16 protein-coding genes and 1 tRNA gene are annotated in these 17,131 nt (G+C 69.9%); 5 read left to right on the top strand and 12 right to left on the bottom strand.

The window, feature by feature from the left end; genetic code table 11:
• The first annotated feature begins 17 nt into the window (after positions 1-17).
• Positions 18-93: transfer RNA gene (locus EV699_RS01845), tRNA-Asn, on the top strand.
• A gap of 128 nt (positions 94-221) precedes the next feature.
• Here EV699_RS01845 and asnS read toward each other — a convergent pair.
• Positions 222-1,622: an asparagine--tRNA ligase gene (gene asnS, locus EV699_RS01840; RefSeq protein ID WP_132538373.1), complete on the bottom strand. Its 1,401-nt coding sequence runs from the start codon at positions 1,620-1,622 to the stop codon at positions 222-224.
• Between the two features lie 125 nt (positions 1,623-1,747).
• Between asnS and EV699_RS01835 the strand changes: the two genes are divergently transcribed.
• Positions 1,748-2,524, top strand: coding sequence for a carbon-nitrogen family hydrolase (locus EV699_RS01835; protein WP_132538371.1), 777 nt, complete (start codon positions 1,748-1,750; stop codon positions 2,522-2,524).
• A gap of 57 nt (positions 2,525-2,581) precedes the next feature.
• On the opposite strand, the gene EV699_RS20060 is transcribed toward EV699_RS01835, so the two are convergent.
• Positions 2,582-3,166: a hypothetical protein gene (locus tag EV699_RS20060; RefSeq protein ID WP_132538369.1), complete on the bottom strand. Its 585-nt coding sequence runs from the start codon at positions 3,164-3,166 to the stop codon at positions 2,582-2,584.
• A gap of 127 nt (positions 3,167-3,293) precedes the next feature.
• The gene (locus EV699_RS01825; RefSeq protein WP_132538367.1) at positions 3,294-3,530 is read right to left on the bottom strand and encodes a sulfurtransferase TusA family protein; all 237 of its coding nucleotides are present in this window, start codon (positions 3,528-3,530) and stop codon (positions 3,294-3,296) included.
• Positions 3,531-3,673: 143 nt separating this feature from the next.
• Between EV699_RS01825 and EV699_RS01820 the strand changes: the two genes are divergently transcribed.
• From EV699_RS01820 to phaC, 3 genes are read left to right on the top strand one after another with little or no spacing between them, the layout of a single operon-like run.
• Entirely contained in the window at positions 3,674-5,113 is a 1,440-nt protein-coding gene (locus tag EV699_RS01820; protein ID WP_132538365.1) for a M48 family metalloprotease, read from the top strand.
• 47 nt (positions 5,114-5,160) lie between these two features.
• Positions 5,161-6,138, top strand: coding sequence for a poly(R)-hydroxyalkanoic acid synthase subunit PhaE (locus tag EV699_RS01815; RefSeq protein ID WP_132538363.1), 978 nt, complete (start codon positions 5,161-5,163; stop codon positions 6,136-6,138).
• Positions 6,139-6,141: 3 nt separating this feature from the next.
• Positions 6,142-7,206, top strand: a complete 1,065-nt coding sequence (phaC, locus tag EV699_RS01810; protein ID WP_132538361.1) for a class III poly(R)-hydroxyalkanoic acid synthase subunit PhaC — start codon at positions 6,142-6,144, stop codon at positions 7,204-7,206.
• A gap of 33 nt (positions 7,207-7,239) precedes the next feature.
• Here phaC and EV699_RS01805 read toward each other — a convergent pair whose 3' ends face one another.
• From EV699_RS01805 to EV699_RS01765, 9 genes are all read right to left on the bottom strand, one after another.
• A complete protein-coding gene (locus EV699_RS01805) occupies positions 7,240-7,587 on the bottom strand; it encodes a hypothetical protein (protein WP_132538359.1) in 348 nt (115 codons plus the stop codon).
• A gap of 90 nt (positions 7,588-7,677) precedes the next feature.
• Positions 7,678-8,178, bottom strand: a complete 501-nt coding sequence (gene phaR, locus EV699_RS01800) for a polyhydroxyalkanoate synthesis repressor PhaR (RefSeq protein WP_207922982.1) — start codon at positions 8,176-8,178, stop codon at positions 7,678-7,680.
• 265 nt (positions 8,179-8,443) lie between these two features.
• Positions 8,444-9,625, bottom strand: a complete 1,182-nt coding sequence (locus EV699_RS01795) for an acetyl-CoA C-acetyltransferase (RefSeq protein WP_132538355.1) — start codon at positions 9,623-9,625, stop codon at positions 8,444-8,446.
• 365 nt (positions 9,626-9,990) lie between these two features.
• Positions 9,991-10,755, bottom strand: coding sequence for a class I SAM-dependent methyltransferase (locus EV699_RS01790; RefSeq protein WP_132538353.1), 765 nt, complete (start codon positions 10,753-10,755; stop codon positions 9,991-9,993).
• Between the two features lie 12 nt (positions 10,756-10,767).
• Positions 10,768-11,898, bottom strand: coding sequence for a flagellar motor protein MotB (gene motB / locus EV699_RS01785; protein WP_132538351.1), 1,131 nt, complete (start codon positions 11,896-11,898; stop codon positions 10,768-10,770).
• A 41-nt stretch (positions 11,899-11,939) separates the two neighbouring features.
• Positions 11,940-12,803 carry a flagellar motor stator protein MotA gene (gene motA, locus EV699_RS01780; protein ID WP_132538349.1) on the bottom strand — a complete coding sequence of 288 codons (864 nt, stop codon included), beginning with the start codon at positions 12,801-12,803 and terminating at the stop codon, positions 11,940-11,942.
• Between the two features lie 73 nt (positions 12,804-12,876).
• Positions 12,877-14,877 carry an acyl CoA:acetate/3-ketoacid CoA transferase gene (locus tag EV699_RS01775; protein ID WP_132538347.1) on the bottom strand — a complete coding sequence of 667 codons (2,001 nt, stop codon included), beginning with the start codon at positions 14,875-14,877 and terminating at the stop codon, positions 12,877-12,879.
• A 35-nt stretch (positions 14,878-14,912) separates the two neighbouring features.
• Positions 14,913-15,710: a substrate-binding periplasmic protein gene (locus EV699_RS01770; protein ID WP_132538345.1), complete on the bottom strand. Its 798-nt coding sequence runs from the start codon at positions 15,708-15,710 to the stop codon at positions 14,913-14,915.
• Positions 15,711-15,720: 10 nt separating this feature from the next.
• Positions 15,721-17,106 carry a GntP family permease gene (locus tag EV699_RS01765; RefSeq protein ID WP_207922981.1) on the bottom strand — a complete coding sequence of 462 codons (1,386 nt, stop codon included), beginning with the start codon at positions 17,104-17,106 and terminating at the stop codon, positions 15,721-15,723.
• Positions 17,107-17,131: the final 25 nt, after the last annotated feature.

The following is a 17,131-nucleotide window of genomic DNA, read 5'->3' as shown; positions in this document are numbered from 1 at the left end:
GCCTCACCCCCCTTCATTCCCCGATAGCTCAGTCGGTAGAGCAAGTGACTGTTAATCACTGGGTCGGCGGTTCGAGTCCGTCTCGGGGAGCCATCTTCGCCTCACGCGGGTAATCGCAGCAGCGGGCACCCGCGAACACAGCCCGAACGCCGGGAGTCGAAAGGCTCCCGGCGCTCGGCTTTCAGGCGCTCCATCTGCCCGGCGTGCCGCACGGCAGCGGCCTAGAAAGAGGCCGAACCGGGCGTGCGCGGGAACGGGATCACGTCCCGGACGTTGGCGATGCCGGTCACGTAGCTGACGGTGCGCTCGAATCCCAGGCCGAACCCGGCGTGCGGAACGCTGCCGTAGCGACGCAGATCGCGATACCAGCCGTAGGCCTCGCGATCGAGCCCGCTGGCCTCCATGCGTGCATCCAGCACCGCCAGGCGCTCCTCGCGCTGGCTGCCGCCGACGATTTCACCGATCCCCGGCGCGAGCACGTCCATGGCCGCGACGGTGCGCTCGTCGTCGTTCAGGCGCATGTAGAAGCTCTTGATCGCCTTCGGGTAGTTCATCACCACCACGGGCCCGCCCACGTACTCCTCGGCGAGGTAGCGCTCGTGTTCGGACTGCAGGTCGAGCCCCCACGACACCGGGAAGGTGAAGGCCTTGCCGCTGCGCTCCAGCACGCCGATCGCCTCGGTGTAGTCGAGGCGGGCGAACGGCCGCGAGACGATGTTCTCGAGCCGGGCGATGCAGCCGGGAGCGATGCGGTCGTTGAAGAAGGCCATGTCGTCCGCACGCTCGTCGAGTACCGCAGCAAAGATCGCCCGCAGGAGGTCTTCGGCGAGCGAGGCATCGGCGGCGAGGTCGGCGAAGGCGATCTCCGGTTCGACCATCCAGAACTCGGCCAGGTGCCGGCTGGTATTCGAGTTCTCCGCCCGGAAGGTGGGCCCGAAGGTGTACACGCGGGACATCGCGAGGCAGTAGGCCTCGACGTTCAACTGCCCGGACACCGTCAGGAAGGCCTCGCGACCGAAGAAGTCGGCGGCGAAGTCCACCGTGCCGTCGGCGCGCCGCGGCAGGTTGGCCAGATCGAGCGTGCTCACCCGGAACATCTCGCCCGCCCCTTCGCAGTCGCTGGTGGTGATGATCGGGGTGTGGATCCAGCAGAACCCGCGGGCCTGCAGGAAGCGGTGGATCGCCTGCGCCAGGCAGTTGCGCACGCGGGTGACCGCCGCGAAGGTGTTGGTGCGCGGGCGCAGGTGCGCGACGCTGCGCAGGTACTCGAACGTATGCGGCTTGGGCTGCACGGGGTACGACTCCGGGTCCTCGACCCAGCCCAGCACCTCGACACGATCGGCCAGCACCTCGAAGCGCTGCCCCTTGCCGGGCGATGCCACCAGGCGACCGCTGACGCGCACCGCGCAGCCGCTGCCGGCATGCAGCACCTCGGTCGCGTAGTTCGGCAGCTCGCTCGGGGCGATGCACTGGATCGCCGCGAAGCACGAACCGTCCGACACCGCCAGGAAGGACATGCCGGCCTTCGAATCGCGGCGCGTACGCACCCAGCCCTCCACCGTCACCGGGCTGTCGACCGCCCGCCGCCCCTGCAGCAGATCGGCAACGCTGTAATCTTGCATCGATACCTCCGTCGCGGCAGCGGACCTGCCGAAGTCATCGTGCGCCGGCCGGCGCGTAGGCACGGCACGGCGGCACGGGCATAGTGCCGGTCCGACGCCCGCCCGTCGCCACAGGAGCCCCCGCCATGCACGTCATCGCCTGCCAGCTCGACATTCGTTGGGAGGACAAGCCCGCCAACTTCGCGCGCACCCGCGAACTCGTCGCCGGTGTCGCCCGCCCGGGTGCGCTGGTGGTACTGCCGGAGATGTTCGCGACGGGCTTCAGCATGAAGGTCGGCCGCGTCGACGAAGGCGAGGAGCGTCCGACCGAACGCTTCATGGCCGAGCTCGCCCGCGAACTCGGCCTCTACGTCTGCGGCGGCGTGGTCACGCGGGCGGCCGACGGGCTCGGCCTCAATCAGTCCCTCACCGTCGGTCCCGACGGCGCCGAACGGGCACGCTACAGCAAGTGCCACCCGTTCTCCTTCGCTCAGGAAGACCGCTACTACGCCAAGGGCAGCGGCCCCCTGCTCTACCCCTGCGGCGCCTTCACGGTCGCGCCGCTGGTCTGCTACGACCTGCGCTTCCCGGAGGTCTTCCGCATCGGTGCCCGCCGCGGCGCGCAGGTCTTCACCGTCATCGCCAACTGGCCGCAGCGCCGCGAAGGGCACTGGCTGGCCCTGCTGCAGGCGCGGGCGATCGAGAACCAGGCCTACGTGATCGGCGTCAACCGCTGCGGCGACGATCCCTGGCTGCACTACGGCGGGCGCAGCCTGATCATCGATCCGCGTGGCACGGTGCTGGCCGACGCGGGCAGCGAACCGGGCTGCATCGCCGCCGAACTCGACCTGGATGCCCTGCGCGCCTACCGCGCCGAGTTTCCGGCCCTCGCCGACATCCGTCCCGAGTTCGTTCCGGACTGAAGGGAGCGGCGCCCCGGCTCCGCACGCCCCTGGTCGCGAGGCCCCGGCCCCACCGTATTACTCCGCCGGCTTGGGGGTGCGACGACGCGGGCGCGGCGCGGGTTTGGCCGCGGCCGCGGGCGCCTCGGCGCCTGCCTCGCCGGCAGCCGGTTCAGCGGCAGCCGGCTCAGCGGCGGCGGCCGTCGCGGCCGGCTCCGGCGCAGCCGCCGGCGCGGCGGGCTCCGCCGCGGCCTGCACCGGGATCTCCACCGCCGCAGCGGATGCCGCGGGCACCGGCGCCTCGCCCCCCTCGGTTTGGCCCGCGCGCAGCGCGGTGAACATCTCCGCCCACAGGCGATTCTGCGTCTCCATCCATTGCCGCAGGCCCTCCTCGATCTGGCGGCCGATCTCGCCCGCGGCCTCCGGACCACCCGGCTGTCCCTTGACGCGCTCCACCCAGTCCTCCACCCAGGCCGACTGCCGCTCGAGCGTCTCGCGCACCGAACGCTCCCAGACGCTGAGGTTCTGTCGGTACATCTCGCGCCAGGCGGCCGCCGCCTCCTTGCCGGGACCGGCCGTCGCCGTGCCGACCAGTGTTTCCCAGAGACGCCGCTGGGCTTCGGCCCAATCCTTCATCATCGACTCTTCGAGCCAGCCGTGCATGACACCACCTCACCGTGAACAGGACACCGGGGAAATCCGCCGAACGAGTGTAATCCAAGCGTCGTGACCGCGAATGACGCGCCGTGGCGCGCGGCCGCGGGCAGCGGAAGGTGGGCGGAGCGCCGGCTCAGGCGCGCTTGCGGATCACGAACACGTAGCGCCCGTCGCTCGCGCTCGATTCGAGCAGCGTGTGCCCGACCTGGCGGCTGAAGGCTTCGAAGTCACGCACGGAACCGGGGTCCGTGGCGATGACCCGCAGCACCTGGCCGCCGGCCAGGGACGCCAGGGCACGCTTGGCCTTGAGGATCGGCAGCGGGCAGTGGAGCCCGCTGGCGTCGAGTTCGGCATCGACCGATTGGCTCATCGGGGCTCCTGGAGGACGGATCGGCGGTGCCCGGCACTCTAGCGACGGCAGCGCGACGCGGGCAAGCTGCGAGCCCCCGGCGCACCCGGAACCCACCGGGGGCAACTGCCGTCGAACCCGTGCGCACCCCGCCGGAGGCTACCATGTCGAGCCGCACGCCCCTCGTCCTCTGCCTGTGCCTGGCGCTGGTCAACACCAGCACGGCGCAGACCATCGAGCTCCCGGACATCGGCGACCCGTCGCAGCAGTACCTCGGGCCGCTCGACGAATACCGCATCGGCCTGAAGCTGATGCGCCAGCTGCGCGACCGCTCCATGGTCATGGAGGACGTGCAGCTCAACGAGTACCTGAACGCCATCGGCCGGCGCATCGCGGTGGGCGCCGAGGGCGCGGCCAACCCCTTCACGTTCTTCTGGGTACGCAACCCCGACATCAACGCCTTCGCCCTCCCCGGGGGCTTCATCGGCGTCAACTCGGGCCTGCTGCTCGCGACCCGCAGCGAGAGCGAACTCGCCGGCGTGCTCGCCCACGAGATCGCCCACGTCAGCCAGCACCACGTCGCGCGCGCCTACGCCGATGCGCAGCGCATGGCCCTGCCGACGCTGGCGGCCATGCTCGCCGGCATCGCGGTGGCGGCGGCGAGCCGCAACGGCGAAGTCGGAACCGCGGCGGTGGCCAGCGCCTTCGCGGCGAGCAGCCAGCGCAGCATCGACCTGACGCGCGCGAACGAGCAGGAAGCCGACCGCGTGGGCACGCAGCTGCTGCTGCGCTCGGGCTACGACCCCGACGGCATGGCCACGTTCTTCGCGCGCCTGGACCAGGGCTCGGGGGCGGCGGCCCAGGTGCCGGAGTTCCTGCGCTCGCACCCGCTGCCGGTGAACCGCATGGCCGACGCGCAGAACCGTACCGCGAACAGTCCGCGCCCGCGTCGCGGCGACGAGCGCGACTACCGCTTCGCGCGGGCGCGGATGACCGTGTTCGCCAACGACAACACGGTGCGGCTGCTGCGCGCCTACGAGGAAAACCCGGCCACCGAGGGCGACGATGCCGAGCTCTACGGCTACGTCCTCGCGCTGATCCGTGCGAACCGCCTCGACGCGGCGCGGACGCAGCTGGCGAAGCTGCTGAAGCGCCAGCCGGAATCACTGCCGCTGCGCATCGAGGAGGCCGACCTCGCGCTGGCCCGCGGCGACGCCGACGAAGCCTGGCGCCTGTACGAGCGGCTGCGCCGGCTGTACCCGAATGACTTCGCGCTCGCGATGCGCTACGCCCAGGCGCTGACCCGCCGCGGCGACCCACGCCGCGCGGTGCCCGTGCTGGAGGCGCAGTTGCGCCGGCGCTCGGAGGTCCCCGAGGCGCACGAACTCTACGCGCAGGCGACCCAGCAGACCGGGGACGAGGCCGCCACCCATCTCGCGATGGCGGAGTACTATTACCTGACGGGCGACCTGCGGGCGGCGATCGACCAGGCCGAAATCGGCCTGCGCGTCCCCGCCGCCACCCCCGACCAGCGTGCCCGACTGCGAAACCGATTACGCCAGCTGCAGGCCATGCGCGATGCCGACGCGCAGGACGGCCACTGACGGGGGCGGCGCGCGGGCCCATCGCTCCACCACCTTTGGAATCATCCATGTCGAATCACGAACGGCGGGCGATCGATCGTCTCGCCGAGTTGCTCGATCACCACCTGCGCCTGTGGCAGGCGTGGCTGCCGGCCGGGCAGGTCTCCCCCCCGACCTTCGCCGAACTGCTGCGGCACTGGCAGCGTGAGCAGACCGGTACCGAACCGCTGCCCGAGGAGGTCACCCGCCTGCTGGCCCAGGGCGAAGCCTTCGTCCGGCTCGCCGAGGAGAGCGTGCGCCTGCTCGCGGACACCGCCGACACGCCGGCGACGGCGGAGATGCTCGCGCGCCTGCACCAGGCCTTCCCGAACCCGCTGTTCCACAGCGTCACCGCGCCTCCTCCCGACACCCCCGACTGGGAAGCGCTGCGTGAACGGCTTCCCGCCGCGTTCCGCGCCCTGCTGCCCTGGGCGGCCGGCAGCGACTGGAGCGCCGGCAACCCGCTGCAGGCGGAGTTGCGCAAGGCGCTGGGGATCCCGGGCATCGGCCTGCCGGCGGCGGCGCAGGCGCGCTGGACGGAGTTCGCCGAGCTCTGGGCCGAACACCAGGCGGCGGATGCCGCGCTGCGCGAGCACCTGGCGGCGGCGGCGCGCCAGGCGCTGCTCGAACTGCAGCAGCGCCTCGAGGAGCGCCACGCCCACGGCGAGCCGATCACGTCCCTGCGCGCGTTCTACGACCTGTGGATCGACGCCTCCGAACGCGCCTACGCCGCCATGCTGCGCAGCGACGACTACGCGCAGGCGCAGGGGCGGGCCATCCATGCGATGCTGCGCTGTCGGCGTCAGGCGCAGCTGATCGCCGAAGACCTCTGCGCCGCCTTCGGGCTGCCGGGGCGCACCGAGATGGACGCCACCCAGGCGGCGCTGCACGAGACCCGGCAGCGCCTGCGCCTTCTCGAAACCGAGTTCGCACGCCTGCGCGCCGACGGCTACGCGCGCACCCGGCCGCGCACCGAACAGCGGCCCGGCAGCGCTTTCGAGACCTGACCCATGCCGTTGCCCCTGGATGCCGAACGCATCCTCGCCGACGTCGTCGACTACTCGCGCCGCCTCGGTGAAGGCTTCACCCGCATGCACGCCATCGGGCAGGTGGACGTGGGCTGCTGCCCGCGTGACGAGCTGTACCGGGAAGACCGCCTGACGCTCTACCGCTACCGCCGCCCCGACGGCCCCGCCGGGGACACCGAGCCGCTGCTGATCGTCTACGCGCTGGTCAACCGGCCCTACATGGTGGACCTGCAGCCCGACCGCTCGCTGGTGCGGCAACTGCTGGCCGCGGGCGTGGACGTCTACCTGATCGACTGGGGTTACCCGCAGCGTCCGGATCGTTTCCTCACGCTGGAAGACTACGTGTGCGGCTACCTCGACCGCTGCGTGTCGCACATCTGCGAGCGGATCGGCCGTGACACGCTGAACCTGCTCGGCATCTGCCAGGGCGGCGTGCTGAGCCTGTGCTACGCCACGCTGTTTCCGGCGCGCGTCGGCAAGCTCGTGACCATGGTGACCCCGGTCGATTTCCATACGCCGGACAACCTGCTGACCCACCTGGTCCGCCCGCTCGACATCGACCTGCTGGTCGACACTCTCGGCAACGTGCCGGGCGCCCTGCTCAACTTCATGTTCCTGAGCCTGAGCCCGTTCCGCCTCGGCGGGCAGAAGTACGTCCATCTCGTCGACATCGCCGAAGACGAGGCGGCCCTGGCCAACTTCCTGCGCATGGAGAAGTGGATCTTCGACAGCCCCGACCAGGCCGGCGAGGCTTTCCGTCAGTTCGCCAAGGACTGCTTCCAGGGCAACAAGCTGGTGTCAGGCGAACTGCGCATCGGCGACCGGCCCGTCGATCTGGGCCGTCTCAGCATGCCGGTGCTCAACGTGTATGCGACCCGCGACCACCTCGTCCCGCCCGCGGCATCGCAGGCCCTGGCCCGGGCCTACGGCGGCCCTGATTATTCCGAGTTCGCCTTCGAGGGCGGGCACATCGGCATCTACGTCAGCGCGCGTGCGCAGGCCGAAGTTCCGCAGGCCATCGCCGCCTGGCTGCGGCAACACCCCTGAGCGGCTACCACGCGCGGGGCGGCACGGCTAGCGTCAGGCCGCGCGCGTGCGCGTCCCGGCACCCCAGAGGTGCAGCGTGATCATCGAGAGCCGATCGGCGGTTTCGAACAGGATCGCCAGCGCCAGCCGCGCGTCGTGCAGCAGCCGCGCCCGGACGTCACCCGCGATCTCGTGCCAGCATTCCACGGCCTCCCCACGCTGGGCGGCCTCGATGAACCGCTGCAGGCACGACAGCCAGATCGCGGCGTAGGCGCTGACCGCCGCCAGACCGAGAAAGGCGAGTTCCTCCTGCGCACGCCCCGTCGTGGCCTGCGCCGCCTGCACGGGCTGGAGACGTTCCGACCAGGGATTCCCGGGGTCGGGAAGGGTCACGGCGATCATGGCGAAACCTCATCGGTTGTGCACCGCACAATTGCTGCAGTGCAATATAGTCTCGCCAGATGGTCGCGTCAACACGACGCGGCCGAGCGCTCAGCCCTTGGATTCGGGCTTGGTCGTATCGGTGTCGGTGCGAGGAGCGAGCGGGCCTTCCAGGCTCTGCTTGTACAGCCGTTCGTTCATCTTCTGCCAGATCGCCAGATTGTGCTCGGCGAGATCGGAGATCATCGTCAGCGGGTTGGCGCCGATGATGTTGCGCAACTGGTCCCGCATCAGGTGCTGCTGATCGACGAAGGCTTGCAGGCTCTTCTCCAGATAGTTGCCCATCATCCCCTGCAGGGTGTCGCCATAGAAGCGGATGATGTGGGCGAGCACCTCCGTCGTGAAGATCGGATTCCCCTGCTCTTCCTGCTCGCTGATGATCTGCAGCAGGATGCTGCGCGTGATGTCGTCGTTGGAACGCGCGTCCACCACCCGGAACTCGGCACGATCGAGCACCAAGCGCTTGACATCTTCCAGGGTGATGTAGCTGCTGATCGCGGTGTCGTAGAGCCTGCGATTGGGATACTTCTTGATGATCCGCGGATCGCTCATCAGTTTTCCGACCGTAGATTGGGGGGGCGATGCCGGCCCGGCCGGGCCGGCATCGCTGAGCAGAACAAACGACGGTGCCGACGACGCCGGCTTCCGCTGGCGTCGGTCACCGTGTAGCCGTCCGACCCGGGCTGCCACGCACATCGCGCTGCGTCACCCGCGGCCGGCCGCCGGGCCCGTGCATCTCCCGTGGAGGCCCCGTGGGCCCTCCACGGGGCCGGGCCGGCGGCCGGCACTTCGGTGTCGTACACCCGGGCCGACCGGATCAGGCGCGCTCGACGGCCAGCGCGACGCCCATGCCACCGCCGATGCAGAGGGTGGCGAGGCCCTTCTTGGCATCGCGCCGCCCCATCTCGTGCAGCAGGGAGACCAGCACGCGCGCGCCCGAGCAGCCGATCGGATGGCCCAGCGCGATCGCGCCGCCGTTGACGTTGACCTTGGCGGTGTCCCAGCCGAGCTCGCGGTTGACCGAGATCGCCTGCGCCGCGAAGGCCTCGTTGGCCTCGATCAGATCGAGATCATCGATCGACCACCCGGCCTTCGCCAGCACCTTGCGCACCGCCGGAATCGGGCCGGTGCCCATGATCTTGTGATCCACGCCCGCCTTGGCGTAGGCGGCGATGCGCGCCAGCGGCGCCAGGCCCAGCTCCTTGGCCTTGGAGGCCGTCATCAGCACCACCGCGGCGGCGCCGTCGTTGATGCCCGACGCATTGCCCGCGGTGACCGTGCCTTCCTTCTTGAAGGCCGGCTTCAGCTTCGCCAGCGATTCCGCATTGGTCTTGCGGTTCGGGAACTCGTCGGTCGCGAACACCAGCGGGTCACCCTTGCGCTGCGGAAGCTCGACCGGGACGATCTCGTCCTTGAAGCGGCCGGCGTCGATCGCGGCGATCGCCTTCTGCTGAGAACCGAAGGCGAACGCATCCTGTTCTTCGCGGGAGATGCCGAACTTGTCGGCGACGTTCTCCGCCGTGATACCCATGTGGTAGTTGTTGAACGCGCACACCAGGCCGTCCAGCAGCAGGGTGTCCTGCAGCTTCCAGTCACCCATGCGCGCGCCCGTGCGCGAATTCACCAGGACGTGCGGGGCCATGCTCATGTTTTCCTGGCCGCCCGCGATCACGATCTGGTTGTCGCCGTCGCGGATCGACTGGTAGGCCAGGTGGACGGCCTTGAGGCCCGAGCCGCACAGTTTGTTGATGGTCATCGCCGGCACTTCGACCGGCAGGCCCGCGTTGACGGCCACCTGGCGTGCCGGGTTCTCGCCGGCGCCCGCCGTCAGCACCTGTCCCATGATCACTTCGTCGATCTGCTCGGGCTTGAGCCCGGTGCGCGCCAGCAGCCCCTGCACGACCTTGGCGCCGAGCGCCGCGGCCGGCGTGGTCGACAGCGAGCCCATAAAGCTACCGATGGCGGTACGGGCGGCAGCAACGATAACGATATCTTCCATCTCTAAACCTCCGAATGACGTGGGCTCTGGTTATTAGATGCGGCTCATCACTATATGCGGATCGGCGCAGCCCCCATTCGACGGAACGTTTCCATCCCCTGACAGCCGGACCGGAGCATGCCTGTCGGCCGGTGCCCGACGCCGAAGGGTTCGCGCCCTTTCGGGGACGCACGGCAAGCGTGCGCGCCCGGATACTGCGGGCTGGTCACACGGATTGTCAACCGCATTGCACCCGCAGCATCAGGCTCCGCGAGGCGTCCTTCGCAGGGGTGTGGCATCGCCGCAAGTCTTTATTTATGATGAGTTTTTTGCTTGGAGAGGAGACCGTCCGGGACGCCTGAAATCCGCCGCGGCGGAGTGCCGCCTCAGAGGCGATAGACGTAGAGAAACCGCCCCGGCTCGAATTCGACGCAGGTGCCGGGAGGCACGTCGGGCACCGGAAAACTGTGGCTCACGAACACGCTGCCCGGCCGCATTTCCGCCCGCACCTTGAGCCACAGCGCGACCATCGGCTGCGGTGACAGGTACGCGAACACGAGATCGTACGGCGCCAGGTCGAGCGTCCAGAAACTGCCGAAGCGCACCTGCATCCCCGGCCGGGCGAGCGCCCGCAGCCAGGCGATCGCGAAGGCGAGCGGCGCCGATTCGATGCCCTCGCAGCGCGCGGCGGGCCAGATCTTGGCGAGGTGGACGAGGGCGCCGCCGAAGCCGCAGCCCAGGTCGACCAGGCGCGCATCGGGGCGCAGCACCTGCGCGGCGAGGGCGTGCCAGGCCTGGCGCCCCGACAGGTACAGCGGCGCGCGCTCGTGCAGCGCGTTCCAGAACAGCGCGAGCACGAGCACGAAGGCCACGAGCCACAGCACCGGCGGCAGCGCCAGCCGTGCCGCGCCGACGAGTGCCGGCAGCAGCAGCAACTGGATCGGGATCCACCAGCGGGCGAGCCCCAGGCGCACGCCGAACCAGGCGGCGAGCAGGCCTTCGCCGAGCAGCAGGATGTCGAAGCCGACCCCTTGCCCCGCCGCCTTGACCAGGGCCGCCTGCAGCAGCAGCGCCAGCAGCAGGGCCAGGACGTGCGCCAGCAGCGCGCGCGCCACCGGCGGCAGCCAGCGCCCGGCCGAAACGGAACCCATGCCGCGCCCGCGTCAGGGGCTGGCGGGACGCGCCGGCATCGGCGCCGGCTGGCTCGGCACGAGCCCCGGCGGCAGCACCGGCGGTACGGTGATCGGCGTACCCGGTGCCAGCGCCGGTGCCGGCGCCGGTTTGCCGGCACTGCCCTGCGGGGGCAGCGTGCCGTTGGCGGGTGCGGCAGGAGCCGCCGGCGCCGTCGGTACGCTCGGCGCGGGTGCGCCGGCGGGGGGCTTGGGTGCGGCCGAGCGTTCCGGGTTCAGCTGCCCGGGGGCGAGCGGCGCGCTGCCGTCGACGTCCACCGCATCGCCGGTGTTCGCGCGCACGTAGGCCTCGGTCTCGCTGTTCATCACGATGATCGCGATGCGCCGGTTGGTGGGCGCGAGCGGATCGTCGGCGACCAGCGGCACGCTGTCGGCGAGCCCCATCACGCGCAGCATCTTGCCTTCCTGCAGCCCCGCGGCGACGAGTTCCTTGCGGGCGGCATTGGCGCGGTCGGCGGACAGCTCCCAGTTGCTGTAGCCGCGCTGGCCGCCCTGGAACGGGCGTGCGTCGGTATGCCCGCTGACCGAGATCACGTTCGGCAGTTCGTTGATGAGCGGCGCGATCTCCTTGAGGATCTCCTTCGCGTACGGCTGCATCTGCGCGCTCGCGAGCTCGAACATCGGCCGGTTGGCGGCGTCGACGATCTGGATGCGCAGGCCCTCGCGGGTGATGTCGAGCTTGAGCTGGCTGCGGTAGTTGCGCAGCGTCGGGCTGGCGCCGATCAGGCGGTCGATCTTGTCGCGCAGCTCGCGCAGCCGGCCGCTGTCGTCCTCGCGCGCCTTGGCGATGATCTGGCGCTTGCCGTCGTTGGTGCGCTTGACCTGCCCCACCGCGCGCGACAGGTCCTCGCCGCCGCCCTTGATCACCGAGACCGCGTCGCCGGCACCGCTGCCGCCGGACATCGCCACCTTGTAGGGGTTCTGGAAATACTCGGCGATGCCCTGCAGGTCGCCGCTGGTGGTCGAGCCGAGCAGCCACATGAGCAGGAAGAAGGCCATCATCGCGGTCACGAAGTCGGCGTAGGCGAGCTTCCACGCGCCGCCGTGGTGGCCGTGGTGGCCCTTCTTGATCTTCTTGATGATGACCGGTTTCTGTTCCGACACCGCGTGCCCCGCTGCCCCGTCCGCGCCGCCTCAGGCGCCGCTCACTTCGCCTTGCGCGCCGCCGAGATGTGCTTCTCCATCTCGGTGAAGCCCGGCCGCTCGCTCGAGAACATCACCTTGCGGGCGAATTCGACCGAGGCCATCGGGTCGTAGCCGTTCAGGTTGGCGATGAACGCCGCCTTGATCGCCTGGTAGTACTTGGAGGACTCGTCGAGCTTCTGCGTCATCAGGTTGCTGAGCGGCCCGACGAAGCCGTAGGCGAGCAGGATGCCGAGGAAGGTGCCGACCAGCGCCGCGGCGATCAGCTTGCCGAGCTCGGCCGGCGGGATGCCGACCGACTCCATCGTGTGCACCACGCCGAGCACCGCGGCGACGATGCCGAACGCCGGCAGGCCGTCGGCGAAGCCCTGCACCGCCTTCACCGGGCGCTCGCCTTCGTGGTGGTGGGTTTCGATGTCGAGATCCATCAGGTTCTCGAGCTGGTTGAGGTCGATGTTGCCGGAGGACAGCAGGCGCAGGTAGTCGGTGATGAACTCGACCGCGTGATGGTCCGCGAGCACCGACGGCGCCTGCTCGAACAGCTTGCTGTTGTGCGGCTCGTCGATGTCGGACTGCAGCGCGAGCAGCCCCTCCTTGCGGATCTTCGCGAAGATCAGGTAGAGCAGCGTGAGCGTTTCCATGTACAGCGCCTGCGTGTACTTGGCGCCCTTGAAGCAGCCCGCCAGGCCGCTCGCGGTCTGCTTGATCACCGTCATGCTGTTGCCGACGAAGAATGCCCCCACCGCCGAGCCGACGATGATGAGGATTTCCACGGGCTGCATCAGCACCCCCAGGTGCCCGCCGGCGATGATGAAACCGCCGATGATGCAGCCGATGATCACCACGTAGCCGATGATGACGAACATGCTGGACCGTGTGCCCCCCGCAGGGTCTCCCCTTCACGCTGTTTGATCCGCCCGGGCGCGCACGGCCCGCCGGCTAGCCCGCGTCGCGATCCACCGCCGCCTGCAGCCCCGCGCGCGCGGCCTCCATGCTGTCGTACAGGGCCGGTGCGAGCGCGCGCTGCGCCAGCGCATTGCCGAGCTTCATGCGCATGAACGCGTTGGTGGTGTAGCGGGTGACGCCGCTGTAGAAACGCCCGACCACGTCCTTGACCATCTCGACGTAGTCGTCGAGCACCTCGGGCGCGATCGAGAAGTTGTCGTAGTTGACGATCGCGAACACCCGCTGGCCGAGCCCCGCGAGGTGTGCCTCGACCTCGCGGCGGATGGCGTCGACCTCCTGCTGGCTGCGGACATGGTAGCCACCGAAATTCACAAAGAACAGGTTCGCGTCGGCGTCGTAGCTGAAGCGCTGCGACAGCGGCACCTGCAGCAGCTCCGCCCGCAGGCCCAGCGCCGGCGCCTGGAACAGGCGCGCGTCCATCAGCCGCGGCGGGCGCGGCAGCTGCGGCGCGAAGTCCATCAGCGCGAGGATGTCGCGCTCCAGGTCGACGCCGGGCGCGATCTCGGTGAGCACCAGCCCCTCGGCACCGAGCTCGAACACGCAGCGCTCGGTGACGTAGAGCACCGGCTGCCCGCGCGCGACCGCGTGCCGGCCGCTGAAGGTGCGGTGCTCGACCGCGCGCACGAACTTGCGCTCGCGCCCCTCGCGGACGATGCGCAGGCGGCCGTCCTCGATCGCCACCTGCAGCCCGCCGGCGGTGAAGGTGCCGACGAACACGACCTTCTTCGCGTTCTGGCTGATGTTGATGAAGCCGCCGGCCCCCGCCAGGCGCGGCCCGAACTTGCTGACGTTGAGATTGCCCTCGGCGTCGGCCTGGGCGAGTCCGAGGAAGGCGATGTCCAGCCCGCCACCGTCGTAGAAGTCGAACTGCGACGGCTGGTCGACGATCGCCTGGGTGTTGATCGCCGCGCCGAAGTTGAGGCCGCCAGCGGGCAGCCCGCCGATCACCCCGGGCTCCGCGGTGAGCGTGAGCAGGTCGAGCACCTGTTCCTCGTTGGCGACCGTGGCGATGCCCTCGGGCATGCCGATGCCGAGGTTGACCACGCCGTGCGGGCGCAGCTCGAACGCCGCGCGGCGCGCGATCAGCTTGCGCTCGCCGAGCGGCATCGGCGCCAGCCCCTGCATCGGTACGCGGATCTCGCCGGCGAAGGCGGCGTTGTAGGCCTCCGCGAAGGTCTGCATGTGGTGCTCCGGACGCTCGGCGAGCACCACGCAGTCGACCAGCACGCCGGGGATCTTCACCTGGCGCGCGGGCAGGCTGCCGCGCTCGGCGATGCGCTCCACCTGCACCATCACCAGCCCGCCGCTGTTGCGCACCGCGGTGGCGATCGCCAGCGCCTCGAGCGTCAGCGCCTCGCGCTCCATCGTGACGTTGCCGTCGGGGTCGGCGGTGGTGCCCCGCAGCAGCGCCACCTGGATCGGGAACGCCTTGTAGAACAGGTAGTCCTCGCCGTCGATCGGCAGGCGCCGCACCAGGTCCTCGGTGGTGACGGCGTTGATCTTGCCGCCGCCGAGTTCGGGGTCGACGAAGGTGCCGAGGCCCACGCGGGTCAGCGTGCCGGGCTTGCCGGCGGCGATGTCGCGGAACAGGTGCGAGATCACGCCCTGCGGCAGGTTCCAGGCCTGGATGCGGTCGTTCACCGCGAGCTGCTGCAGCTTCGGCACCAGCCCCCAGTGGCCGCCGATGACCCGCGCGACCAGACCCTCGTGGCCGAGGTGGTTGAGGCCGCGCTCGGCGCCGTCGCCCTGGCCGGCGGCGTAGACCAGCGTCAGGTTGCGCGGCGCGCCGCTGCTCAGGAAGCGCTGTTCGAGCGCCACCGCGAGCCCCTCGGCGAAGCCGATGCCGACGAAGCCGCCGGTGGCGACGGTGTCGCCGTCCTTGATCAGGCGCACCGCCTCGGCGGCGCTGACCACCTTGCCCTGGCGCGCGGTCGCGTCGACCGACAGCATCGGGTGTTGGATCGCTGTGTTCATGATGTCTCCTCCGGGTGCGCGGGTGCGACCGCCGCTCAGTAGTTCCAGATCGGGTCCTGGCTGTAACGCCGCCGTTCGTCGGGAATCGGCGCGACGTCCAGGCGCCGGTACTTGCGCAGCAGGCGCTCGAGCGTGCCGTCGGCCTTCACCGCCTCGAACGCCCCGGCCCAGCGGGCGACCTCGGCGTCCGGCAGATCCTTCGACCCCGCCAGCCAGATCTCGCTGCTGCGCACGATCTGCCCCATGTTGAGCGTCGCGAGGTCGCCGCGGACCTCCTTCATCGCGTGGATCACCATCAGGCGCGGTGCCAGCCAGGCGTCGATGCGTCGGTCCTTGAGCTTCTTCGCGTTCAGCCACTCCTCGGGCGCCGGCTCGATGCGCGTGAAGCCGTGCTCGCGCAGCAGCGCCTCGGCGCCGCTGCGCAGCAGCACGCCGGTCGGCCGGTCCCTGGCCTTGTCGAGTGTGCTGACGTCCACGCCCTGGCCGCCGACCAGCACCAGGTCGTCGGTGACGATCTTCGCCAGCCAGCGGTACCTGTCCTCGCGCTCGGGCGAACGGGTGAGCGCGAGGATGCCGATGTTCGGCTCGCTCATCGCGATCTCCTGGGCCCGGAACCAGGGCATGTACTCGATGCTGCCCGAGTGCCCGATACGCTTCGCCATCTCCACGACGACCTCGTGCACCAGCCCCTGGCCGGGGCCGGGAAACTCCGACACCGTCGCCGGCGGCACCTGGAAGGTGTACGGCGGCAGTTCGGCGGCGAGCAGCCGCAGTTCGGCCGCCGCCGGTGCCGCGGCGAGCGTCGCCACCAGCAACATCCACAGTCTGCGCATCGCCGCCGCCTCAGAAGGTGCCGAACAGGGCGTTGAGGACGAGCACGACGACGCTCGCCAGCAGCGCCGACAGCGAGCCGACCACGAACAGATCGAGGTAGGACTCGCGGTGCGTCAACGAGCAGATCGCGAGCAGCGTGATGACCGCGCCGTTGTGCGGCAGGATGTCCATCGCCGCCGAGCCCAGCGCCGCGATGCGGTGCATGATCTCCGGGTTGACGCCCGCCGCCTGCGCGGCGTGCGCGTAGTACTCGCCCATCGCCCCCAGCGCGAGGCTCATGCCGCCCGATGCCGAGCCGGTCATGCCGGCGAGCACGGTGACGACGATGAACAGCGAGGTGACGGGGTCGGAGGCCACCGACTTCAGGCTCTCGCGCACGATGGCGAAGGCCGCGAGGCTCGCGATCACCGCGCCGTAGGCGACTTCGGAAGCCACGTTCGCCATCGGCAGCAGCGAGCCCATCGTGCCCTTGTTGAAGGTGTCGAGCAGGTTGGCGATGCGGTGGCGGTTGAGGAGCGCGACGATCACGATCGCCACCAGCATCGCGAGGATGATCGCCCAGATGCCGAGGACCGCGGACAGCGGGGTGTTCTTGAACTTCGGCGTGGCCAGGTAGCTGGTGTCCAGCGCCGGGATCACGAAGTTGGTGGCGACGTAGTTCAGCGCGATGACGACGACGATCGGCAGCAGCGCGAGCCAGAACGACGGCATCTCCGCCTTCGCGCCCCCCGCGAGCATGTCGTCGTGGTCACCGTAGCCTTCGTTGCGGCTGCGGGCCTGGGCCATGCGGCGGTTCAGCCACAGCTGGCCGAAGGTGAACATGAACAGCGCGGCGACGATGCCGAGCCCGGGCGCGGCGAAGGTGTTGGTGCCGAAGAACGGCATCGGGATGGCGTTCTGGATCGCCGGCGTACCCGGCAGCGCGGTCATCGTGAAGGTGAACGAACCGAGGCCGATCGCCGCCGGGATCAGGCGCTTGGGAATGTCGGCCTCGCGGAACAGGCTCACCGCGATCGGGTAGACCGAGAACGCCACCACGAACAGCGACACGCCGCCATAGGTGAGGATCGCGCACGCCAGCACCACCGCGAGCATCGAGCGCTCCTTGCCCACCACGCCGACGATCTTGTGCGCGATCGCGCGCGCCGAGCCCGAATCGTCCATCAGCTTGCCGAACACGGCGCCGAGCATGAACAGCGGGAAGAACTTGGCGAAGTAGTTGCCGAGCGCCGGCATGAAGGTCTGCGTGTAGGTGGCGAGCAGCGGCGCATCGCCCCAGTTGAAGAGCAGCGCCACCGTGGCGCAGAACGGTGCGATGAAGATGACGTTCCAGCCGCGGTACGCGAGCCAGATCAGCAGTGCCAGGGATAGCACGATGCCGAGAATGCCGATCATGTCTGTTTCTCCCAGTCTCTCGTGG

Source organism: Plasticicumulans lactativorans (assembly GCF_004341245.1).
GTDB classification, from domain to species: Bacteria; Pseudomonadota; Gammaproteobacteria; order Competibacterales; family Competibacteraceae; genus Plasticicumulans_A; species Plasticicumulans_A lactativorans.
The sequence above is the reverse complement of the archived record's forward strand: the minus strand, read 5'-3'. Positions and strand labels throughout refer to the sequence as shown.

Bases quoted from the DNA above. Each gene is read 5' to 3' on its own strand.
- motA (WP_132538349.1), bottom strand. From the start codon at position 12,803: ATGTTCGTCATCATCGGCTACGTGGTGATCATCGGCTGCATCATCGGC.
- EV699_RS01770 (WP_132538345.1), bottom strand. From the start codon at position 15,710: ATGCGCAGACTGTGGATGTTGCTGGTGGCGACGCTCGCCGCGGCACCG.
- phaR (WP_207922982.1), bottom strand. From the start codon at position 8,178: ATGAGCGATCCGCGGATCATCAAGAAGTATCCCAATCGCAGGCTCTAC.
- EV699_RS01825 (WP_132538367.1), bottom strand. From the start codon at position 3,530: ATGAGCCAATCGGTCGATGCCGAACTCGACGCCAGCGGGCTCCACTGC.
- EV699_RS01815 (WP_132538363.1), top strand. From the start codon at position 5,161: ATGTCGAATCACGAACGGCGGGCGATCGATCGTCTCGCCGAGTTGCTC.
- EV699_RS01765 (WP_207922981.1), bottom strand. From the start codon at position 17,106: ATGATCGGCATTCTCGGCATCGTGCTATCCCTGGCACTGCTGATCTGG.
- asnS (WP_132538373.1), bottom strand. From the start codon at position 1,622: ATGCAAGATTACAGCGTTGCCGATCTGCTGCAGGGGCGGCGGGCGGTC.
- EV699_RS01795 (WP_132538355.1), bottom strand. From the start codon at position 9,625: ATGGAAGATATCGTTATCGTTGCTGCCGCCCGTACCGCCATCGGTAGC.
- EV699_RS20060 (WP_132538369.1), bottom strand. From the start codon at position 3,166: ATGCACGGCTGGCTCGAAGAGTCGATGATGAAGGATTGGGCCGAAGCC.
- EV699_RS01790 (WP_132538353.1), bottom strand. From the start codon at position 10,755: ATGGGTTCCGTTTCGGCCGGGCGCTGGCTGCCGCCGGTGGCGCGCGCG.
- EV699_RS01820 (WP_132538365.1), top strand. From the start codon at position 3,674: ATGTCGAGCCGCACGCCCCTCGTCCTCTGCCTGTGCCTGGCGCTGGTC.
- EV699_RS01775 (WP_132538347.1), bottom strand. From the start codon at position 14,877: ATGAACACAGCGATCCAACACCCGATGCTGTCGGTCGACGCGACCGCG.
- phaC (WP_132538361.1), top strand. From the start codon at position 6,142: ATGCCGTTGCCCCTGGATGCCGAACGCATCCTCGCCGACGTCGTCGAC.
- EV699_RS01835 (WP_132538371.1), top strand. From the start codon at position 1,748: ATGCACGTCATCGCCTGCCAGCTCGACATTCGTTGGGAGGACAAGCCC.
- EV699_RS01805 (WP_132538359.1), bottom strand. From the start codon at position 7,587: ATGATCGCCGTGACCCTTCCCGACCCCGGGAATCCCTGGTCGGAACGT.